The organism is Kocuria sp. CPCC 205258 (assembly GCF_040981005.1).
GTDB classification, from domain to species: Bacteria; Actinomycetota; Actinomycetes; order Actinomycetales; family Micrococcaceae; genus Kocuria; species Kocuria rosea.
In genome coordinates, this window is record NZ_JAVKPS010000003.1 from 164,643 (window position 1) to 185,940 (window position 21,298).

Sequence of the window (21,298 nt, forward strand, 5' to 3'; positions counted from 1 at the left end):
GTGGTCCCGGGTGGTGGGGTCATGATCGTGGCATGCGGAGGGGTCGCGGGGAACGGGTGGCCGGGCGGGTGCTGACGGGGGCCGCCGTCGTGTTCCTGGTGGCGTGGGCGTGGCCCATCCTCGATCCGGGGCTGGATCCGCGGCTCGTGCTGGCGTGCCGGGTGGTGCTGGGCGCGGTGTGGGCGCTGTTCGTCGGGGACTACGTGGTGCGCCTGGTGCGGGCCGGGGACCGGCGGGAGTTCGTCTCCCGCCATCTGCTGGACCTGCTGGTGCTGGTCTTCCCGGTGCTCCGGCAGCTGGAGCTGGTGCGGCTGGTCGCCCTGGTGCTCGTCGTCAACCGGCGGGCCTCGGCGGACCTGCGGGGGCGGGTGGCCGTGCACCTGGCCGGCGGGGCGCTGCTGCTGGGCGTGGTCGGCTCGCTGGCCGTGCTGGACGCCGAGCGGGGCGCTCCCGGGGCGGGCATCACGAGCTTCGGGGACGCCGCCTGGTGGACGGTCACGACCATGAGCACGGTGGGCTACGGGGACCTGTACCCGGTCACCGTGCTGGGCCGGGGTGTGGCGGTGGTCCTGATGCTGGGCGGTGTGGGGGTGCTGGGTCTGGTCACGGCTCTGCTGGCCTCCTGGCTGGTGGAGGCGGTGGCCGCCCGCGGGGGCCGTGACCCGTCCGCGGAGGTCGCGGCGCTGCGGGCGCAGGTGGCGGAGCTGACCGAGCAGCTGCGCCGGCGGGAGGATCGCGGGCCGGGTCCCCCGGACCGGGGGGCGGGGGGCGAGGACCCGCCGGGACCCGGTCCGGTGGTCCGGGGGCCGGCGGCCTAAGGGTCGGCGGGGACGGCACGGATTCGGTCGCCCTCGCGCAGGATATAGGCGCTGCCGTGCTCGTCCGTGCGCACGAGGGGGATCCCCCGGGTGCGCAGGTGGTCGAGGATCCGGGGGTGGGGGTGGCCGTAGTCGTTGTCCCGGCCGGCGGAGACGACGGCCAGCCGGGGAGCGGCCGCGTCGATGACGGCGGTGCCGCCGTTGCGGGCGCCGTGGTGGGAGACCTTGAGCACGTCGACGTCGACGAGCGGCCCGGCGGTGCGCAGGAGGGCGCGTGCGCCCTCCTCCTCGAGGTCCCCGGTGAGCAGCCAGGAGGTGGACCCGCCGTCCTCGCCGGTGAGCTCGGCGCGCAGCACGAGGGAGGCGTTGTTCTCGTCGGCGGAGGACGGGTCGCTCCAACGCCCCGGGGCGGTCGGTGCCGGGGCGAGGACGGTCAGGCGCAGTCCGCCCAGCGTCCGGGTCTCCCCCGGGGCCGGCCGGCGGGCCGGGGTGCCGGGCAGGGCGTCGGTCAGCCGGTCCGGCGGGGCCGCGGCCGCCGTGGCGTACCAGACCTCGCCGATCCGCCCGTGCCGGGCGAGGGCGGGAAGGCCTCCGGTGTGGTCGGCGTGGGCGTGGCTGAGGACCACGAGGTCCAGGTGCTCCACCCCGCTGCGCCGCAGGCACCGTGCCAGGGCCTGCGGGTCGGGGCCGGTGTCCACGAGGACGGCACGGCCCGGCGCGGTGCGCAGGAGGACGGCGTCCCCCTGGCCCACGTCGCACAGCACGGCCTCCCAGGCCGGCGGCGGACGTCGGGCGTCCACGGCGGCGCGCAGGGCCAGCGCCGCGAGGACGAGCAGCACGGCCGCGGCGGCCGCGATCCGCCGCCGCCGGCGCCGGCGGGACCGCTCCCGCCAGTGCCCCTCCGGGACGGGGACCGGCGCGGGGCCCTCGTGCACGGTCCCGGACGTCGACCGGGGGCGCCGGCGGCGCACGTCGAGGGCGTGCACGGCGAGCAGGAGCGCCGCGCTCGCCAGGGTCATCAGCAGCACGCCCGGCAGGCCCTGGGGCCACGGGGCCAGTGCCCCGGGGGCCCCGGCCAGCACCCTGGCGGTGCCGGCGACGACACGCGCCCCCAGTGCGCCGACGCCCAGGGGCAGCACGGCCGCCGCGGCGCCCGCCCCGTCGGGCAGGTTCAGCAGCGGCAGTCCCGCGAGGCCGCAGACGGTCACCACCGGCACCAGCGGGGCGGCGAGGACGTTGGCCGGCAGCGAGTACACGGGCACGGCGGGCTGGAGGAGCACGAGCACCGGGGCGCACCACAGCTGGGCGGCCGCGGGGATCGCGACCGCCACGGCGAGCACCTCCGGGACCCGGGTGCCCAGCCACCGGGTCAGGGGCCGCCCACTCACCACGATCCCCGCGGTGGCCAGCACCGAGAGGACGAAGCCGTACTCGGCGGCGAGCGCCGGCCGGACGACGACGAGGGCGATCACGGCGCCCGAGAGGGTGGCCAGGGAGACGGCGGTGCGCCCCGTGAGGAGGCTGAGGGCTGCGAGTCCGCCCATCACGGCGGCGCGCAGCACGGACGGGTCGGGACCGACGAGGAGCACGAACGCGGCCAGGGCGCCGAGGCCGACGGTCAGGCAGGTGCGCCGCCCGGCGCCGAGGGACAGCGCGGCGTGCCCGGCCAGGGCCGTGACGAGGGCGCAGTTGGCGCCGGAGACGGCCGTCAGGTGGGTCAGTCCGGTGTCCCGCATGGCCTGGTCGAGCTCCGGGCCGATCCCGGAGCGCTCGCCGAAGGTCATCCCGGGCAGCAGCCCCGCGGCGTCGGGGCCCAGTCCTGCGGTGCCGGCCACGAAGCGCTCCCGGACCTGCTCCCGCCGGCCGGGCTCCCGTGCCGGGAGGTCCGCCGGCGGGGCGGCGGCGCGCAGCACCGGGGGTCCGGGGGACGGGGGCCCGGCGGCGAGCACGGCGGTGATCCGCTGCCCCGGGACCAGCCCGGCCCAGGCGGGCCCGTCCGCGAAGACCGTGACGTCGACGTCGGCGGGTCCGCCGCGGCCCTCGTGGGTGACCTGTTCGAGGCGCAGCCCGAGGACCACGCCGGTGCGGTCCTCGTCCTCGTGGCCGGTCCCGGGGGCGGGCGCCGTCCACCGCCGGGGCGGCTCGACCACCTCCGCCGTGACGGCCACGGTCCCGGCCCCGGCGAGTGCCGCCCCGAGCGGGCCGTGGGCGGTCTCGCGCTGGGCGGCCGTGGTGCTCAGCAGCACGGCCGTGACGGCGAGGGCGCTCAGAGCCACGGCCGACCACGGCAGGGCCCGCCACAGCCCGGGGGCGCGGGGCCGCCCGGGCGGGGGCTCCTCCCGCCGGAGGGTGCGGGCCACGACGAGGACCAGGGCGGCGCCGAGCACCAGCGCCGCCAGGTAGAGGGCCCCGGCGGCCGCGACCCGTGCCGGGGGCAGGTGCGCGGCGAGCAGACCGGTGAGCCACGCGCCCAGCGCGGCGGGGACGAGCCGCAGGTCCCAGGTGCGGCCCGGCGCGCGGGCGTCGCGGTGCTCCTGGTGCTCCAGGGCCCCGGCCCACCACTCGGCGGGGCGCCTCACACGCTCACCAGCGGGCCGAGCGACTCCATCAGGGCGGGGCCGATCCCCGGCACGGCGTCGAGGTCGGCGACGGAGGCGAATCCGCCGTGCTGCTGCCGGAACTCCACGATCCGTCCGGCCAGCACGGGCCCGACCCGCGGGAGGGTGTCGAGCTCGGCCGCGGTGGCCGTGTTGAGGTTCAGCGTCCCGCCCGGGGCGGCGCCCTCCGGTGCCCCGGTCCCGGGCGGTGCTCCCGGGACCCCGGGCGGCGCCGCCGCTCCCGGCGCCGCTGCGGCTCCGGGCGCCGGACCGCCGGGAGCAGGGGGTGCGGTCTCGGTGTCCGGGACGAGCACCTGCTGGCCGTCCGTGACGGGGGCGGCCAGGTTCACGGACTCCGTCACGGCGGCATCGGTGAGGCCTCCGGCGGCCTCGACCGCGTCGACGACCCGGGCCCCGGCCTCGAGGGACACGACGCCGGGGCGGGCCACCTCCCCGGTCACGTGCACGTGCAGCGTCGACCCCACCGCAGGCGGCTGGGCCGCGGCGGACCCCGGCGGGCCCGTCCCGGGTCCGGTCGTCGTGCCCGCACCGGCCACGGCTCCGTCCCCGGCCCCTCGCCCGGTGTCGCCCCCGCCGTCCTGCCCGAGGTCCTGCCCGGGCTCGCCGCCCAGCTCCGCCTCGGCGAGGACGGGCCGCCCGGCGGTCTCCGGGACCTCCCCGCCGTCCCTCCCGGGCCCCAGCACCGTCCAGCTCAGCCATGCGAGCGCGGCCAGGACGATCAGCAGCAGCGAGGCCGGAACCCGGGTCCGGGCGGCGACCGGCCGGCGGTGGGCGGGAGCGGCCACCGGTGCCCCGTCCCGGGGCGACGGCGCCCGGCCGGAACCGGTGGCCTCGCCCCGGGCCTCGGCCAGCAGCGACGCCAGCCGTTCGGCGGGCGGCAGGGCACCGGGCGGCGGGGCACCGGGTGTGGGAGCACTGCCGGGCCCGGTCCCGGCAGCCGTCGCGCCGGGCGCGGAAGGCGCAGGCGGGACGACGGGCGCGGGCGGGGTGGGGTTCGCTCGCCGTCGGGCGCGCGGCACGGTACCGGTCATGGCCCCAGCCCACCCCGGCCGGCCGGTCCCGCGCGCCGAACGGGGCCCCGCTGGGGACGCGCGCGGGCCCGGAGCAGGACTGTGGGGCCCGGACACCGGCCTGAACACCGGCCCGGCCCCCGGTCCGGGCACCGGCCCCCGGGCGCGGGGCGGGGGCTCGGGCCGGGGGCCGGGAGCGGCGGGGCGTCGTCGTGCTCCCGTGCGGGAGCGGCGGCTCAGGCCACGATGTTGACGAGCTTGGGCGCGCGCACGATCACCTTGCGGATCTGGGCGTCGCCCAGCTGGCGGCGGATCGTCTCCGAGCCCAGGGCGAGCTCGCGCAGGGCGTCCTCGCCGATGTCGGCGGGCACCTCGAGCCGGTCCCGGACCTTGCCCTTGATCTGCACCACGGCGGTGACGGTGTCGTCCACCAGCAGCTCCGGGTCGACCGCGGGCCAGCCGGCGACGACGACGGAGCCCTCGTGGCCCAGCGCGTGCCACATGTCCTCGGCCGTGTACGGGGCGACCAGCGACAGCAGGACCGCGACCGCCTCGACGGCCTCGCGCACGGCGGGGTCAGCGGGCCCGCAGCCGGAGTCGATGGCCTTGCGGACCACGTTCACCAGCTCCATGGTCTTGGCGATCACCACGTTGAACTTCGCGGCGTCGAGCAGCTGGGCGGCGTCGTCGACGGCCCGGTGGGTGGCCCGGCGCACGGTCAGGTCCCCGTCGGCCGGGTCGGCCCCGGGGTCGCCGGTCACGTCCTGGGCCAGGCGCCAGGCCCGGGCCAGGAACTTCTGGGAGCCCTGCGGGGAGACGTCGGCCCAGTCCACGTCGTCCTCCGGCGGGGAGGCGAAGACCATGGTCAGGCGCACGGCGTCCACGCCGAACCGGTCGAGCTGCTCGCCCAGGTCCACGCCGTTGCCCAGGGACTTGGACATCGCCCGGCCCCCGTTGAGCACCTGGCCCTGGTTCAGCAGCGCCTTGAACGGCTCGGTGAAGTCCACGAGCCCCAGGTCGAAGAGCACCTTGGTGAAGAACCGGGAGTAGAGCAGGTGCAGGATCGCGTGCTCCACGCCGCCCACGTACTGGTCCACGGGCAGCCACTTGCGGGTCTGCTCGAGGTCGAACGCCGCGGTCTCGTCGTTCGGGGAGGCGAAGCGCAGGTAGTACCAGGAGGAGTCCACGAACGTGTCCATGGTGTCGGTGTCGCGCAGGGCGGGGCCGTCGCAGGAGGGGCAGTTCACGTGCACCCAGGACTCGGCCGCCGCGAGCGGGGACCGGCCCTTGGGCGCGAGCTGCTCCCCGCGCAGGTCGTCGGGCAGCCGCACCGGCAGCTGCTCCTCGGGCACCGGCACCTCGCCGCAGGCCCCGCAGTGCACGATCGGGATGGGCGCGCCCCAGAAGCGCTGGCGGGACAGCAGCCAGTCGCGCAGCCGGAAGTTGACCTGGCGGTTGCCCGTCCCGGCGGCCTCGACCAGGCCGATGGCGCGCTCGATGGCCTCGGTCTTCTCCAGCCCGGAGAGCTCGCCCGAGTTGATCAGGGTGCCCTCGCCCGTGGTGGCGGTCCCGGTGACGGCGGGGTCCTCCTCGCCGGTGTCGAGCACCGCGCGCACGGACAGGTCGAAGGTGCGGGCGAAGTCGAGGTCGCGCTGGTCGTGGGCGGGCACGGCCATGATCGCGCCCGTGCCGTAGTCGGCCAGCACGTAGTCCGCGGCCCACACGGGCAGCTTCTCGCCGTTGAGCGGGTTGACGGCGTGGCGGCCCAGGAACACCCCGGTCTTCTGCCGGTCGGTGGCCTGGCGCTCGATGTCGGACAGCGCCTTGACCTGCTCCCGGTAGGCGGCCAGCTCCGCCGCGTGCTCCGGGGCGACGATCTGCCCGGCCAGCTCCGCGTCGGCGGCGACCACGAAGAACGTGGCGCCGTAGAGGGTGTCGGGGCGGGTCGTGAACACGGTGACCTCGCGATCCGTGCCGCCCTCGCCGGCGCCCTCGATGGCGAAGCGCACGTGGGCTCCCTCGGAGCGCCCGATCCAGTTGCGCTGCATGGCCAGCACCCGCTCGGGCCAGTGGCCCTCGAGCGCCGTCATGTCGTCGAGCAGCCGGTCGGCGTAGTCGGTGATCTTGAAGTACCACTGGTTCAGGGCCTTCTTCGTCACCGGGGTGTGGCAGCGCTCGCACGCCCCGTTGACGACCTGCTCGTTGGCCAGCACCGTCTGGTCCTTGGGGCACCAGTTGACCGGCGAGTTCTTCCGGTACGCCAGGCCCTTGCGGTGGAACTGCAGGAACAGCCACTGCGTCCACCGGTAGTACTCGGGGTCGGAGGTGTGGATCTCCCGGGACCAGTCCGCGCTGATCGCGTAGCGCTGGAAGGAGGCCTTCTGCGTCTCGATGTTGGCGTAGGTCCACTCCGCCGGGTGGGCGTCGCGCTTGATCGCCGCATTCTCCGCCGGCAGCCCGAAGGAGTCCCAGCCGATCGGGTGCAGCACGTCGTAGCCGCGCTGGCGCCAGTACCGGGCCACCACGTCCCCCATCGCGAAGGCCTCCGCGTGCCCCATGTGCAGGTCGCCCGAGGGGTAGGGGAACATGTCCAGGACGTAGCGGCGCTCCCGCGAGCCGTCGTCGACGGGCGCGTAGACCCGCTGCTCCGCCCAGAACGACGGCCACGCCGCCTCGATGGCACGGAAGTCGTACCCGGTGGTCTCGGTCGTGTGCTGCTGTTCGGTCACGGTCCTCGCCTTCGCGGTCGTGGACCGCCGCCGGCCCCGGAACGGGCGGCGCGCGGTCGCGTGTGCGGCACCCGGGCATCACGGATGCCCGGCGGTGCGCCGACGGTGGTGGAATCCGTCCCATCCTAGCCCAGCGCCGCCCGGCCCCCCGGCCCGCAGGGGCTAGCATCGACAGCGGGCCGGGACGCACCGGGCGCCTGCCGGGCCCGCAGGGAGGAACCATGGCGGCAGCGGCCGGCGCACGGCACGGCGCGGCGGACGGCGGCGGGCCCACCGGCACGGGCCGCGACGCCGACGTCCCGGGCAGCGCGGTGCAGAACCCCTGGGCCGAGCGGCGCAGCATGGTCCTGGACGGGCACAAGGTGCGCTACTGGTTCTACGACGTCGACCGGGCCCCCAAGCCGCTGCTCGTGCTGGTCCACGGCTTCCGCGGCGACCACCACGGCCTGCAGCTGGTCGCCGACCGGCTCCGCGAGCGCTACCACGTGGTCGTCCCCGACCTGCCCGGCTTCGGCCGCTCCGAGCCCTTCCCCGACCGGGCCCACGACATCGCCGGGTACGCGGAGTTCCTGCGCGGCTTCGTGGAGACCCTCACCGACGGCGCGGTGCACGACGGCGCCCCGCACGGGGTCGCCGTGCTGGGCCACTCCTTCGGCTCGGTGGTCGCCGCGCACTTCGCCGCCGCCCACCCGGCGATGGTCGAGCGGCTGGTGCTCGTCAACCCGATCTGCGAGCCCGCGCTGGAGGGCGAGCAGGCGCTGCTGAGCCGCCTGACGGTGGGCTACTACCGGCTGGGCCGGGCCCTGCCCCGGCGGCTGGGCCGGCGGCTGCTCTCCAGCTGGCTCGTCACGGACGCGATGAGCGGGGTGATGACCAAGTCCCAGGACCCCCGGGTGCGCGGCTACGTGCGCCACCAGCACCGCGCCTACTTCTCGTCCTTCGCGAACCGGGACGTGCTGCTGGAGGCCTACGAGGCCTCCGTCTCGCACACCGTCGCGGAGGTCGCGATGCAGCTGAGCATGCCGACCCTGCTGGTCGTGGGCGCCCAGGACGAGCTGGGCTCGCTCGCCGCGCAGCGGACCATGGCCTCCTGGATCCCCCGGCACCGCCTCGAGGTCCTCGACGGCGTGGGCCACCTCATCCACTACGAGGCCCCCGGGCGCACCGCCGAGCTGGTCCACGACTTCCTCTCCTCCCCCGCCCCCGAGCCGGCCCCCGGCCCGCCCCCCGGACCGGACGGCGGGCCGCCCACGCTGCACACGCAGGCGCCCCCCGCCGACGCCCCCGCCCCCGACACCGCCCCCGACACCGCCCCGTTCACCGGTCTGCAGCGCATCGTGCGCCGCGGGCACCGGGCCCGCCGGGACCAGCCCGGAGGACGCCGCCGGTGAGACTGCTCCTGGACGCCCGCTACACCCGTCTCGACCGCCACGACGGGATCAGCCGCTACGGGGCGAGCCTGGCCGAGGCCGTGGCCGGTCTCGCCGGCGCGACCCCCGGCCTGGACGTGGCCCTGCTCGTCAGCGACCCCCGCCAGCTCGCCCTGCTGCCGGGACTCCCCCACGTCACCGGGCCCTCCCCCGTGTCGGCCGCCGAGGCCGCCACGGCGCTGGTGCTCAACCGGTACGCGCCCGACGTCGTGTTCTCCCCCATGCAGACCATGGGCTCCGCGGGCCGCCGGCACGGGCTGATCCTCACCCTGCACGACCTCATCTACTACGACCACCCCCAGCCGCCCGGGGACCTGCCCGCCGCCGTGCGCGCGGGCTGGCGGCTCTACCACCGGGCCTGGTGGCCCCAGCGGGTCCTGCTGGACCGCGCCGACGCCGTGGTGACCGTCTCGCACACCACCCGCGAGCTGATCGCCGCCCACCGGCTCACCCGCCGCCCCGTGCACGTGGTGCCCAACGCCCCCCAGCCCGGTTCAGTGCTCCCCACCGGGCAGGCCCTGGCACGGCTGCCCCGGCGCGGCCGGAAGCTGCTCTACATGGGCTCCTTCCTCCCGTACAAGAACGTGGAGACCCTGCTGCGCGCGGCCGGCCGGCTCCCGGACCACGAGCTGCACCTGCTCTCCCGGATCTCCCCCGCCCGCCGCGCCCAGCTGGAGGCCCTCGTCCCGGACGGGGCGCGGGTCGTCTTCCACGACGGGGTGGACGAGACCGAGTACGCCGCCCTGCTCGCCGAGGCGGCCGCCCTGGTGCACGCGTCCCGGGCCGAGGGCTACGGGCTGCCGCTCGTGGAGGCGCTCGCGGCGGGCACGCCCGTGGTGTGCAGCGACCTGCCGATCTTCCGGGAGGTCGCCGGGGACGCCGCCGGCTACGCCGCGCCCGGCGACGACGCGGGGTTCGCCGCCGCCGTGCGCGCCCTCGAGGACCCGGGCCGGGCCCGCGCCCGGGTGCTGGCCGGGCTCGAGCGGGCCCGGGCCTACTCGTGGGACGACTCGGCGCGCGAGCTGCTGGCGGTCGCCCGCGGCGTCCACGAGTCCCGCTCCCGGCACCGCTCTCCCTGACCGGACCGTCCTCACGGAGTCCACGAGCCCCCGCGGGTCCTCCGTCCCGCGGCTACGCTGGACCGGTGGAGACGAGACAGCTGGAGGCCTTCCTCGCGGTGGTGGGGACCGGCACCTTCGCCGGTGCGGCCGACGAGCTGGGCACGGTGCAGTCGAGCATCAGCACCAGGGTCCGGGCCCTGGAGCAGGATCTCGGCGTCCGGCTGTTCGACCGGTCCCGCCGCACCGCCCGGCTGACCACGGCCGGGCTGGTGCTCGCCGAGGAGGCGCCGGCCTGGCTGCACCTCGGACAGGACCTGCGCCAGCACGTGCTCGAGGCCGACGGCGGCCGGCGCGGCTCCTTGCGGATCGGCACGATCAACCCCATCAGCCATCTGGACCTGCCGGGGATGCTGGCCGGGTTCTCCGCCGAGCACCCGCACGTTCAGGTCTCGCTGAGAACCGATCCGGCCGGCTCCGAGGGGCTGCTGACGCGGCTGCGGGCCCACGAGCTGGACCTCGCCGTGGTGTCCCTGCCCGCCCGTGCCGTGGTGCACGACCTGGTGACCGCCCCGCTGGCCTCGGGCGCGCTCGTGCTCATCACGCCCTCCCGGCACCCCCTGGCCGCGGACGCCGCCTCCCCGCCCACCCTGGCCGAGCTGAGCGAGCACCCCTGGATCGACACTGCGGCGGGCCAGGCCGTGCGGCACATCGTCGACCGCGCCTTCTCCGCCGCGGGACTGGTCCGCCGGCGGGCGGTGGAGCTCTCGGACCTGACGGCCGTGCCGGACTTCGTGGCCTCCGGCAGCGGCATCGCCATGGTTCCCCGCTTCGTCGTGACCGGCCGATCGGACGTGCGGATCGTGGACTACACCGGTCCCCGCCTGGAGTGGAGCACGGTCCTGGTCCACCGCCGGGGCCGGATCTCCCAGGTCGCCCAGCGGTTCTGGGACCACAGCCTGCGGCACCCCGCTTCCGCCTGACCTTCCCTGGTCGCCGCTCGGCCCCAGGGGCCCGTCGTCGTTCCATCGCGGTTGCCGATGATGTCGATCGCCTCTGATCGTTGGACGCGCGGGGAACTCGGCAGGCATCCTGGAGGCACGCCCCATGCCGACCCGGAGGACCTCCCGGGCCCGCTCCCCTCGCCGTGCTCCGGCGTGCCGGCCCGACCGACCCCGGGCGGCCCCGGCGGACGGGAAGCGCCCCGTGGCCTCTGAGCGCACCTCCCGCGGTGACCCGGCACGACGACGGCGCCACGGCCCGCACCGTTGCCGGCCACGGCACCACGCCGGACCGGGCACCCACCGCAGCCGGCGGACCGGCACCCGGGGGCCTGCCACCGCCGCCGCACGAGCACGGCCACCAGCGGCAAGGAGCGCAGCAGGCCGGTCCGCCGTCTCCGAGAGGTCCTCGCCCGGTCGCCGGCGCGCCGTGCCGCGCCACCCGGACAGCCCCACCCCAGGAAAGGACCGATCGAGTGACGGAAGCAGACGACGACCAGAGGCCGGAGCCCGAGCCGTCGAGGGCGATGGTCGAGCGGGACCGGTTCGGCGCGGCCGTGCGCCGCCGTTCACGCCTTCCCCACGAGGAGCTCCCCCCGATCTCCAGCACCGAGCTGAGCAAGGGCCCGGCCGAGCTCGCCGAGGACCGCGAGCCCCGCGTCAACTGGCGGGTCTTCGTCACGTCCTCCCTGGTCATCCTCGCGTTTTCGGTCTGGGCGATGGCCGCCCCGCACCACGCCGCGAGCGCCATGCGGGACGTCGTCGGCTGGATCGCGACCAACCTCGGCTGGTTCTACGTCCTCACGGTGACCCTGGTGATCCTCTTCGTCCTCTGGGTCGCCTTCTCCAAGGAGGGCAGCGTCCGGCTGGGCCCGGACCACTCCCGCCCGCAGTACGGGCTCTTCACCTGGGTCGCGATGCTCTTCGCCGCCGGCGTGGGCATCGACATGCTCTTCTACTCGGTGACCGGACCGATCACCCAGTTCGTCGCTCCCCCCGCGGCCGACCCCCGCTCCGCCGAGGCCGCCCAGGACGCCGTGGTCTGGACGATGTTCCACTACGGCGTGGCCGGCTGGTCGATGTACGCCCTGCTGGGCATGGCCATGGGCTACTTCGCCTACCGCTGGGGCATGCCGCTCTCCATCCGGGCCGCCCTGTACCCGCTGCTCGGCCGGCGCGTCCGCGGGACCACCGGCGACGTCATCGACGTCTTCGCCCTGGTGGGCACCGTGTTCGGCGTGGCGACATCGATGGGCATCGGGGTCGTGCTCCTGAACGTCGGTTTTGCCTGGCTCTTCGGGCTACCGGAAGGCCTGGCGCTGCAGATCGCCCTCGTGCTGGTGGCCGTCGTCATGACGGTCGCGGCCTGCACCTCCGGGGTGGACCGGGGCATCCGGGTCATCTCCGAGCTCAACCTCTGGAGCGCGGGCGCGATGATGCTCTACATCCTCGTCACCGGCGAGACCGCCTTCCTGCTCAACGCCATGGTCGAGAACATCGGCCGCTTCGTCTTCACCCTGCCCGAGCGCACGGTGCAGACCTTCGCCTACGTGGAGGGCGGCTCGGAGTGGATGGGCGGCTGGACGCTGTTCTTCTGGGCCTTCTGGCTGGCGTGGGGACCGTTCGTCGGATTGTTCCTCGCCCGCATCTCACGGGGCAGGACGCTGAGGGAGTTCGTCGTCGCGGCCATCACCGCACCCGTGCTCTGCGACTTCTTCATCGTGACCGTCTTCGGCAACTCCGCCATGCACGAGGTGCTCAGCGGCAACACCGAGTTCGCCCGGCTGGCCGTGGAGAGCCCGGAGCAGGGCTGGTACGCGCTGCTCGAGATGTTCCCCGGCGCGGCCTTCCTCATCGGCCTGGCCACGCTCTCCGGGCTTCTCTTCTACCTGACGAGCGCCAACTCCGGCGCGATGGTGATGTCGAACTTCTCCTCGACCATCCCCGACCCGGCGCAGGACGGGGCGAAGTGGCTGCGGATCTTCTGGGCGCTGCTGACCGCGGTGCTCACCATCGCCATGCTCGTGGCCGGGGGCGTCACCACCATGGAGCACGCCACGCTGATCTTCGCGTTGCCGGTGACGGTCATCGCCTTCCTCGTCATGGCCTCCTTCTCGAAGGTGCTGCGGATGGAGCGGGCCGAGCGCGAGGGCCGGACCCTGCGCCGGCGCCTCGACGCGGTCCACGGCGGCCTGGTCCCCGAGAAGACGTGGCGGCAGCGCCTGGCCCGCCTGCGGTCCTATCCCTCGCAGAAGGCCGTCGCCCAGTTCGTCGGGCGCGTCGTGCGGCCCGCGCTCCAGGACGTCGCCGACGAGTTCCGCGACCTGGGCCACCAGGCGGAGCTGCGCACGACCCCGAACGCCGGGACCGGCATCGATGAGCACGCGCTCGTCGTGAACATGGCCGACCACCGGGACTTCCACTACCAGGTGGCAGCCGTCCGGGCGCCGGTGCCGATGATCGGGGCCCGCAGCATGTCCCGGGAGACGGACGTCTACTACCGGCTCGAGGTGTTCACGCAGACCGGCAGCGAGGGCTACGACCTGATGGGGCTGACCCAGCAGCAGCTGATCAACGACGTCCTGGACCGCTACGAGGCCCACCTGTCGTTCCTGCGGTACTCCACGGAGCACGCCTACGCCTCGGTCCTGACGCCCCCGCAGCCCGCCGCGGCCGATGCGGTCCCGGAGCGGGCCGAGGACGTGGAGCCCATCGGGACCTGAGCCCCGCACCGGCGCGGGGGGCCCACCCCGCGGCGCCCGCGCAGTGCCTAGGGTACGGACCAGGTGTGCACCGGCTCGTTGTCGTCCATGTGCTCGGCGTAGGCCTCCAGCATCCGGCGCAGGGCGGTGGGCCGGTCCGCGCCGTGGCGCTCGAAGTGCTCGACCGCCCGGGTCTGCCACACCGCGCCGTTGACTCCCGAGACGCACCGGCCCTCGATGATCCCCAGGTAGCGCTCGCGCACCTCCGGAGCCACCCCCCACTCCTCGAGACCCTGGTGGGCCAGCGGGAGGAGGTGGCGCAGCACGAGCTCGTCGGCGCTGACCTCCCCGAAGCCGGGCCAGTACAGCCGGGCGTCGATGCCGTCCCGGGCGGCGCGGGTGAAGTTCTCGGCGCAGGCCGGGAAGCTCATCCGGGTCCACACCGGCCGCTCCTGCCGGGCCAGCACGCGCGCGGCCCCGTAGTAGAACGCGGCGTTGGCCATCACGTCGGTGATCGTCGGGCCCGCGGGCAGCACCCGGTTCTCCACCCGCAGGTGCGGCCGGCCGCCCACGACGTCGTAGATCGGCCGGTTCCAGCGGTAGACCGTCCCGTTGTGCAGCCGCAGCTCCGAGAGGTCCGGGGCGATCCCGGCCCGCAGCTTCGCCGCCGGGTCCTCCTCGGAGCTCTCGGCCAGCAGCGCCGGGAACCAGCGGACGTTCTCCTCGAACAGGTCGAAGATCGAGGTGATCCACCGCTCGCCGAAGAACACCCGGGGGCGCACCCCCTGGTTCTTCAGCTCCACCGGGCGGGTGTCCGTGGCCTGGGTGAACAGCGCGATCCGGGTCTCGGCGTGCAGCCGCCGGCCGTAGAAGAACGGGCTGTTCGCGCCGAGGGCGATCTGCGGGGCGGACAGCGCCTGGGCGGCGTTCCAGTGCGCCGCGAACTGGGCGGGGGCGACCTGCAGGTGCAGCTGGACGCTGGTGCACGCCGACTCGGGGGCGATCGAGTCGCACCAGGTGTCGACCCGCTCGCCGGTGGGCCCCTCGATCTCGAGGCGGATGTCCTCCCCGCGCGCCACGAAGATGGAGTCGTTGAGCGCCGTGTAGCGGTTGTTGTCGCTGATCCACTCCTGCTCGTAGTGCTCGGGCCGCAGGGTGGGCAGGATGCCGATCGTCACGATCCGCGAGCCGACCCCGCGGGCCGCGGCGTCCGCGGCGTTGAGCGAGGCGCGCAGGTCCTCCTCGAGCTCGAGGGCGGCCCGTCCGGGCAGCGGGCGGGGAGGCACGTTGAGCTCGATGTTGTACCGCGCCAGCTCGGTCTGGTACCCGGGGTCGGCGATCGCGGCGAGCACCTCGTCGTTGTGGAAGTGCGGGTCGAACCGCCCGTCGACGAGGTTGAGCTCGATCTCCAGCCCCGTCATGGGCCGGTCGAACTCGAACGAGGCGCGGGCGAGCATCTGCTCGAACACGTCGAGGTCCTCGCGGACCTTCTCCCGGTAGCGCTGGCGCTGCTCGCGCGTGTAGCTGCGGGAACTGACCTCTTCGCCCACGGTGGCCTCCGACTCCCGGCCGCGGTGCGGCCCCAGGACACCAACCAACCACACCGCGGCCCGTGCGCCAACACCCGGGCGCACCCGCCGCTGCGCCGGCTGCGGGTGCGCCCGGGCCGGCGCGGTCCTCAGAGCAGGTCGGTGACGTCGCAGCGCACGTGCACCGGGGCGTGCTTGCGCAGCGCGGAGGCCTTCGACCGGGCGGCCCGCAGCCGGCGGGTGACCTCCCCGGCCACGCCGTAGCCGAAGAACAGCAGCGCCCGGTGCGGGGCCGGCTCCCCGTCGGGCCCGGGCTCGTGGTCCTCCAGGGGCGCGGGCCCGATGACCCGCACGGCGGGCGGCAGCTCGAGGTCGGCCAGGAACGCCGCGACCGCCGCGGCCGGGCCCGTCACGGCCGCCGAGCGCACGGCCGGGGGCAGGCCCAGGGCCTGGCGCTCCACCAGCTCGCGCTCGGCGTACCCGGCCGGGTCCCACCGCACGAGCGCGCCCACGGCGGCCTCGTGCTCCGCGGTGACCACCACGATCCCGCCGTCCCGGGCGCGGCGCACCAGCGCGGCGGCGTTGAACCACCGGCGCAGCGTCTGCTCCGCGGCGCGCAGGGCGGGTCGCATCAGCATCCGGTTGCCGTCCAGCAGGAGGGCGGCCGCGTAGCCGCCCTCCGCGACCGGCTCGGCGCCCGGGGTGGCCACGACGAGGGCGGGCGTGCCGGGGACCTCCGCGCGCACCGCGTCGCCCGAGGACGCCACGACGGGCACCTTGGGGAACGCCCGCCCCAGCTCCTCGGCGGTGCGCAGCGCCCCGACGGTGACCAGGCGCATCCGGGGGGACCCGCAGGCGGCGCAGGACCAGGCGTGCGCCGAGCGGCCGCACCAGCCGCACCGGGGCACCCCCCGCCGGGACACGACCCCGAGGGGCCCGTCGCAGGCGGTGCAGCGGGCGGGCTCCCGGCAGCGCTCGCAGGCGAGGTGCGGGGCGTAGCCGGCTCGGGCGACCTGGACCAGGACGGGGCCCCGTTCGAGGGCCTCGCGGGCCGCGCGGTAGGCGGCCTCGGGCAGCCGGGCCCGGGAGGCCAGCGGGTCCCGGGCGGTGTGGAAGGAGTCGGCGGTGGAGACGATCCGCGGGGTGTGGACGCGCAGCACGTCCCGCGCGGGGGCGATCCGGCGGGCCCACCCGGAGACGACGAGCCGCTGGGCCTCGGGGCTGACCGCGTGACCGGCGAACAGCGCCGCGCACCCGGTGCGCCCGGCGCGCAGCAGCAGCACGTCCCGGACGTGCTGGTAGGGGGCGCGCTGCTCCACGAGGTTCTCGTCGCCGTCGTCGAAGCACGCCACGAGGCCGAGGTCGTCCACGGGGGCGTACGCGGCGGAGCGGGTGCCGAGGACCACCCGGACCTGCCCGGTGGCCGCGGCGAGGAACGCCCGGTAGCGGGGCGTGGGCCCGTCCTCGGCGTGCAGGCGCACCAGGTGCTCCCCGCCGATCTCGTCCGCGACCGAGCGCTCGAGCCGCGCCAGCGCCTTCTGGTCCGCGACGACGGCGACCGCCCCGCGCCCGGCCCGCCACGCCGCGCCGATCGCGGCGGCCAGGACGTCCGTCCAGTCGTGGGCGGGGTGGGCGGGCAGCACCTCGACGACGGCCCGCGGGGAGGCCCCCGCCGCCAGCTCCGCCAGGAACTGCGCACCGCCGGCGTAGTCCGCCAGCGCGGCGTCGTGGGAGGGGCCCGGGGCGTGCGGGGACAGCCCGGTCGAGTGGCCGGGCACCTCGGCCAGCCGCTGCTCGACCTCCTTCTCCACGCGGGCGACGCGGGGCGGGACGGCCGCCCGGACGACGTCCGCGGCCGTGCCGGCCGAGCGGGCGGCGACGTCCTCGGCCAGCCGGGCGATCTCCGGGGCGAGCACGGGCAGCGGGGACAGCACCCGGCGCAGGGGCTGGATCCGGTGCATGACCTCGGACTCGCCCGTGCGCTCGAGCACGAAGCCCGTCAACTCCTGCCCGCCGAAGCCGACCTTGACGCGGGCGCCCGGCACCGCCGCCCCGGCCAGCTCGGCCGGCACGAGGTAGTCGAACGGGCGGTCCAGGTGCGGGACGTGGGTGTCCAGCAGCACCCGGGCCACGGGGTCGTGCGCGGCCGGCAGCACCGCGCCCACGCCCTTGGCGTCCTCGCGCGGGGGCCGGGGCGGGAAGCCCGAGAGGAGCGACAGCTGCCGCGGGCCCTCCGCGGCGTCCCCGGCGCCCTCCGGGTCCACGGTCAGACCCCGGCGGCCGACCGCAGGTCCGCGACGCGGTCGGTGCGCTCCCAGGTGAACTCGGGCTCGGAGCGGCCGAAGTGCCCGTGCGCGGCGGTGCGCGCGTAGATGGGGCGCTTGAGGTCCAGGTCCTCGATGATGGCCAGCGGCCGCAGGTCGAAGACCTCACGGATGGCGTGCTCGATCCGGGTGGGGGCGACCTTCTCGGTGCCGAAGGTCTCGACGTAGAGCCCGACGGGGGCGGCGCGCCCGATCGCGTACGCGACCTGGACCTCCACGCGGTCGGCGAGGCCGGCCGCCACCACGTTCTTGGCCACCCAGCGCATCGCGTAGGCGGCGGAGCGGTCCACCTTCGAGGGGTCCTTGCCGGAGAAGGCGCCCCCGCCGTGGCGGGCCATGCCGCCGTAGGTGTCCACGATGATCTTGCGGCCGGTCAGACCGGCGTCTCCCACGGGCCCGCCGCGCACGAAGTTGCCGGCCGGGTTGATGATCACCTGGGTCCCGGAGAGGTCCAGCCCGGACTCCTCGAGCACGGGGCTGATCACGCTGCGCCGCAGGTCGGAGGCGAGCTGGTCGAGGTCGTAGCCCTCGACGTGCTGGGCGGAGACCACCACGGTGTCCACGGCCACCGGGCGGTCGCCGTCGTAGCCGAGGGTGACCTGGGTCTTGCCGTCGGGGCGCAGACCCGGCAGCACGGCGGTCTTGCGCACGCGGGTGAGCTGCTCGGAGAGGCGGTGGGCGATGTGGATCGGCGCCGGCATCAGCACCTCGGTCTCGTTGGAGGCGTAGCCGAACATGATGCCCTGGTCCCCGGCGCCCTGGGCGTCGCGGGCGTCGCGGGCGGTGCCCTCGCGGACCTCGAGGGACTGGAACACGCCCTCGTAGATCTCCGGGGACTGCTCCCCGACGCTGATGGACACCCCGCAGAACTCGCCGTCGAAGCCGTGCACCGAGGAGTTGTAGCCGATGTCGAGCAGCGTCTTGCGCACCACGTTGGGGATCTCCACGTAGCCGCGGGTCTTCACCTCGCCGGCGACGTGCACCAGCCCGGTGGTCACCATGGTCTCGACCGCCACGGAGGACTCGGGGTCCTGGCGCAGGAGGTCGTCCAGGATGGAGTCGCTGATCTGGTCGCAGATCTTGTCGGGGTGTCCCTCCGTGACGGACTCGGAGGTGAACAGTCTCAGGTGCTGGGTCGTCTCGCTCACGGGAGACCACACTACCGGGCGCCCCGGACGGCGCAGCGCCGCACCGGTCGGCGCCGCCGGCCCGGGCGGGTCAGGCTCCGGTGCGGACGCCGGTCAGCTCCTGCGCGATCCGCGCCACGAGCCCGCGGGCCACGTCCGTCTTGGAGCCCTCGAGCACCTCCTCGGGGGCCCCGGCCGCGCTGAGCACGGTGAGGGTGGTGGTGTCCTGGCCGAAGACGAGGTTCTCGCCCACGTGGTTGACGGCCAGCAGGTCGCAGCCCTTGCGCACGAGCTTGCGGCGCCCGAACGTCAGGGGGTCGGTCTCGGCGTCCCCGGTCTCGGCGGCGAAGCCGACGAGGAGCTGGCGGCGCCGGGCGGTGTTGCGCAGGTCCACGAGCTCCTTGAGGACGTCGGGGTTGCGCACCAGCTCGAGCACGGGGTTGGACCCGTCCTCGGCCTTCTTCAGCTTGGCGTCGGCGATCCGGGCCGGGCGGTAGTCGGCCACCGCGGCGGCCATCACCACGACGTCGGCCCGCGCCGCGGCGCGCACGCAGGCGCGGCGCAGCTGCTCCGCGGTGCCGACGTGCACGACCTCGACGCCGGCGGGCACCGGCGTCTCGAGGTGGGCGGCCACGAGGGTGACCGCGGCGCCGGCGTCCCGGGCGGCGGCGGCGATCGCCACGCCCTGCTTGCCGGAGGAGCGGTTGCCCAGGAACCGGACGGGATCCAGCGGCTCGCGGGTGCCGCCCGCGCTCACGAGCACCCGCGTGCCGGCCAGCGGGCCGTCGGGGGCGCCGCCGTCCCCGGCCAGGCGCAGCGCGGCGTCGCGGACGACCTCGGGCTCGGGCAGCCGGCCGGGGCCCGAGTCGGGGCCGGTGAGCCGGCCGTCCGCGGGCTCCAGCACGGTGTGCCCGTGGGCGCGCAGCTGCGCCACGTTGGCCTGCACGGCCGGGTTGAGCCACATCTCGGTGTGCATCGCCGGGGCGAACAGCACCGGGGCGCGCGTGGCGAGCAGCGTGGTGGTCAGCAGGTCGTCGGCGTGCCCGTGGGCGGCGCGCGCCAGCAGGTCGGCGGTCGCCGGGGCGACGACGACGAGGTCGGCGGCCTGGCCCTGGTGGACGTGGTTGACCTCGTCCACGCGGTCGAAGACGTCCGTGCTGACCCGCTGGCCCGAGAGCGCCTCCCAGGTGGGGGCGCCGACGAAGCGCAGCGCGGCCTCGGTGGGGACGGGCACCACCGTGTGGCCGCTCTCGGTGAACAGGCGCAGGAGCAGCGCCGCCTTGTACGCGGCGATGCCCCCGCCGATGCCGAGGACGATCCTCACGCCGCCGCGCCCCGTCGTCGGGGTGCCGGCCGGCTCACAGGTCCTGGAGGTCCCCGGGCTCGCGCCCCGGCTCCTCCGGAGCGGCGTCCGCCGCGTCGCCGGCGCCGTCGGAGGCGTTGTCGGCGGCGATGGCCGCGCCGCTGCCGGGCAGGTCGCCCAGCGGCTCGGCCGGGCTGTCGTCGCCCGAGGAGAAGTCCACCGAGGTGCCGCCGGAGAAGGCGGCGTCCGCGGAGAAGTCAACGGCGCTCTCCTCGGTGCCCTGGGCGAAGAAGTCGGCGCCGAAGACGTCGGCGGCGAGGTCGGCCTCCGTGGTGAGCTGGCCGTTCTCGGCGAACCCGGCGTGCTCGACCGGGCGGCCCTCGATGAGGCCCTCGTCGATCTCGCGGAAGGCGATCGACAGCGGCTTCTCGTTGAGCTGGGTGTCCACGAGGGGACCGACGTACTCGAAGAGGCCCTCGTGCAGCTGCGAGTAGTAGGCATTGATCTGCCGGGCCCGCCGGGCGCCGAAGATCACGAGCCCGTATTTGGAGTCGGACTTCTTCAATAGGGCGTCGATCGGCGGGTTGATGATGCCTTCGGTGTGGGTAGACAAGCGATTGCTCCAGACGGGGTGGACGGGTCTCAGGATGCCGGCTCGGGGTCGACCCCCATGAGCTGCACGAGTTCGGCGGCGGCGCGCTCGACCCGGTCGTTGATTACGGTGTGGTCGAACTCCGGCTCTGCCGCGAGCTCCAGTTTAGCGGTTTCCAGCCGGACCCGCTGTTCGGCCGCCGTCTCGGTGCCCCGGCCGACGAGCCGGGCGACCATCTCGTCCCAGCTGGGCGGGGCGAGGAACACGAAGTTGGCCTCCGGCATGGTGTTGCGGATCTGGCGGGCGCCCTGCAGGTCGATCTCGAGCAGGACGCTGAGCCCGCGCTCGAGGGCCCGCTCCACGGTGGAGCGCAGCGTGCCGTAGCGGTGCGAGTTGTGCACCACGGCCCACTCCAGCAGCTGCCCGTCGCGGGCCATGGCGTCGAACTCCTCGTCGGAGACGAAGAAGTAGTGGGTGCCGTCGACCTCCCCCGGGCGGGGGTCCCGGGTGGTCGCGGACACGGACAGCCACACCTGCGGGTAGTGGTCCCGGACGTAGGTCGAGACCGTGCCCTTGCCCACGGCCGTGGGTCCGGCGAGCACGGTCAGGGACGGGCGCGCGGCGCGGGGCGCGTCGAGGCTCACGGGCATCCTCCTGGGACTGGGGTGTTTCCCCCAATCTAGCGGATCGCGCCCGGGGCCTCCGCGCCCCGCCCGGCTCAGCGGTCCAGGTGCTCGATGAGCGCCCTGCGCTGGTGCACGCCGAGCCCGCGCAGCCGCCGGGTGCGGGCGATGCCGATCTCGTCCATGATGGCCGCGGAGCGGACCTTGCCGATGCCGGGGGTGGCCTCGAGCAGGTCCGAGACCTTCAGCCGGCTCACGGCCTCGTCCCGGTCCGCGCGGTCGAGGATCTCGGCGACCGTCATGCGGCGCTCGCGCAGCCCCTTCTTCACGTCGGCGCGCGCCGTCCGTGCCCGGGTGGCCTTCTCCCTCGCGGCGGCTCGCTCCTCGTCGGTCAACGGACGCAGTGCCATGTGGTTCCTCCTCGTCGCCACGGA

General features: G+C 75.5%; 15 protein-coding genes. 5 read left to right on the forward strand and 10 right to left on the reverse strand.

Going from position 1 to position 21,298, the window contains the following annotated elements:
* The first annotated feature begins 32 nt into the window (after positions 1-32).
* Positions 33-818, forward strand: coding sequence for a potassium channel family protein (locus RF644_RS06690; RefSeq protein WP_368795929.1), 786 nt, complete (start codon positions 33-35; stop codon positions 816-818).
* On the opposite strand, the gene RF644_RS06695 is transcribed toward RF644_RS06690, so the two are convergent.
* The 3 genes from RF644_RS06695 to leuS form a co-directional block, all read right to left on the reverse strand.
* On the reverse strand, positions 815-3,397 hold the full coding sequence (locus RF644_RS06695) for a ComEC/Rec2 family competence protein (RefSeq protein WP_368795930.1): 2,583 nt from the start codon (positions 3,395-3,397) through the stop codon (positions 815-817). The genes RF644_RS06690 and RF644_RS06695 overlap by 4 nt on opposite strands.
* Positions 3,394-4,221, reverse strand: a complete 828-nt coding sequence (locus tag RF644_RS06700) for a helix-hairpin-helix domain-containing protein (RefSeq protein WP_368795931.1) — start codon at positions 4,219-4,221, stop codon at positions 3,394-3,396. Before RF644_RS06700 ends, RF644_RS06695 begins: the two co-directional genes overlap by 4 nt.
* A gap of 461 nt (positions 4,222-4,682) precedes the next feature.
* Positions 4,683-7,175 carry a leucine--tRNA ligase gene (leuS, locus tag RF644_RS06705; RefSeq protein ID WP_368795932.1) on the reverse strand — a complete coding sequence of 831 codons (2,493 nt, stop codon included), beginning with the start codon at positions 7,173-7,175 and terminating at the stop codon, positions 4,683-4,685.
* Between the two features lie 221 nt (positions 7,176-7,396).
* Here leuS and RF644_RS06710 point away from each other — a divergent pair, with 221 nt between their 5' ends.
* The 4 genes from RF644_RS06710 to betT all read left to right on the forward strand — a co-directional run bounded on the left by RF644_RS06710 (position 7,397) and on the right by betT (position 13,387).
* A complete protein-coding gene (locus tag RF644_RS06710; protein WP_368795933.1) occupies positions 7,397-8,566 on the forward strand; it encodes an alpha/beta fold hydrolase in 1,170 nt (389 codons plus the stop codon).
* Positions 8,563-9,684 carry a glycosyltransferase family 4 protein gene (locus tag RF644_RS06715; protein WP_368795934.1) on the forward strand — a complete coding sequence of 374 codons (1,122 nt, stop codon included), beginning with the start codon at positions 8,563-8,565 and terminating at the stop codon, positions 9,682-9,684. Before RF644_RS06710 ends, RF644_RS06715 begins: the two co-directional genes overlap by 4 nt.
* Before the next feature lie 65 nt (positions 9,685-9,749).
* Positions 9,750-10,646, forward strand: a complete 897-nt coding sequence (locus tag RF644_RS06720; RefSeq protein WP_368795935.1) for a LysR family transcriptional regulator — start codon at positions 9,750-9,752, stop codon at positions 10,644-10,646.
* A gap of 494 nt (positions 10,647-11,140) precedes the next feature.
* Complete coding sequence (gene betT / locus RF644_RS06725; protein WP_368795936.1) at positions 11,141-13,387, forward strand: choline BCCT transporter BetT; 2,247 nt, start codon at positions 11,141-11,143, stop codon at positions 13,385-13,387.
* Between the two features lie 47 nt (positions 13,388-13,434).
* Here the strand turns inward: betT and RF644_RS06730 are convergent, their stop codons facing one another.
* The 7 genes from RF644_RS06730 to mihF form a co-directional block, all read right to left on the reverse strand.
* Positions 13,435-14,916 carry a glutamate--cysteine ligase gene (locus RF644_RS06730; RefSeq protein ID WP_368795937.1) on the reverse strand — a complete coding sequence of 494 codons (1,482 nt, stop codon included), beginning with the start codon at positions 14,914-14,916 and terminating at the stop codon, positions 13,435-13,437.
* A gap of 128 nt (positions 14,917-15,044) precedes the next feature.
* Positions 15,045-17,159 carry a primosomal protein N' gene (locus RF644_RS06735; protein ID WP_368795938.1) on the reverse strand — a complete coding sequence of 705 codons (2,115 nt, stop codon included), beginning with the start codon at positions 17,157-17,159 and terminating at the stop codon, positions 15,045-15,047.
* 2 nt (positions 17,160-17,161) lie between these two features.
* Complete coding sequence (gene metK, locus RF644_RS06740; protein ID WP_035928490.1) at positions 17,162-18,367, reverse strand: methionine adenosyltransferase; 1,206 nt, start codon at positions 18,365-18,367, stop codon at positions 17,162-17,164.
* A 70-nt stretch (positions 18,368-18,437) separates the two neighbouring features.
* Positions 18,438-19,670: a bifunctional phosphopantothenoylcysteine decarboxylase/phosphopantothenate--cysteine ligase CoaBC gene (coaBC, locus tag RF644_RS06745; protein WP_368795939.1), complete on the reverse strand. Its 1,233-nt coding sequence runs from the start codon at positions 19,668-19,670 to the stop codon at positions 18,438-18,440.
* A 34-nt stretch (positions 19,671-19,704) separates the two neighbouring features.
* Positions 19,705-20,262, reverse strand: coding sequence for a DNA-directed RNA polymerase subunit omega (gene rpoZ / locus RF644_RS06750; protein ID WP_017832309.1), 558 nt, complete (start codon positions 20,260-20,262; stop codon positions 19,705-19,707).
* Between the two features lie 29 nt (positions 20,263-20,291).
* On the reverse strand, positions 20,292-20,891 hold the full coding sequence (gmk, locus tag RF644_RS06755) for a guanylate kinase (protein WP_031282390.1): 600 nt from the start codon (positions 20,889-20,891) through the stop codon (positions 20,292-20,294).
* 68 nt (positions 20,892-20,959) lie between these two features.
* Positions 20,960-21,274, reverse strand: a complete 315-nt coding sequence (mihF, locus tag RF644_RS06760; protein ID WP_017832307.1) for an integration host factor, actinobacterial type — start codon at positions 21,272-21,274, stop codon at positions 20,960-20,962.
* Positions 21,275-21,298: the final 24 nt, after the last annotated feature.

What these genes read in the sequence shown, in the direction of transcription:
- mihF (WP_017832307.1), bottom strand. Translation starts at nt 21,274, where the DNA reads ATGGCACTGCGTCCGTTGACCGACGAGGAGCGAGCCGCCGCGAGGGAG.
- RF644_RS06690 (WP_368795929.1), top strand. Translation starts at nt 33, where the DNA reads ATGCGGAGGGGTCGCGGGGAACGGGTGGCCGGGCGGGTGCTGACGGGG.
- gmk (WP_031282390.1), bottom strand. Translation starts at nt 20,891, where the DNA reads ATGCCCGTGAGCCTCGACGCGCCCCGCGCCGCGCGCCCGTCCCTGACC.
- RF644_RS06710 (WP_368795933.1), top strand. Translation starts at nt 7,397, where the DNA reads ATGGCGGCAGCGGCCGGCGCACGGCACGGCGCGGCGGACGGCGGCGGG.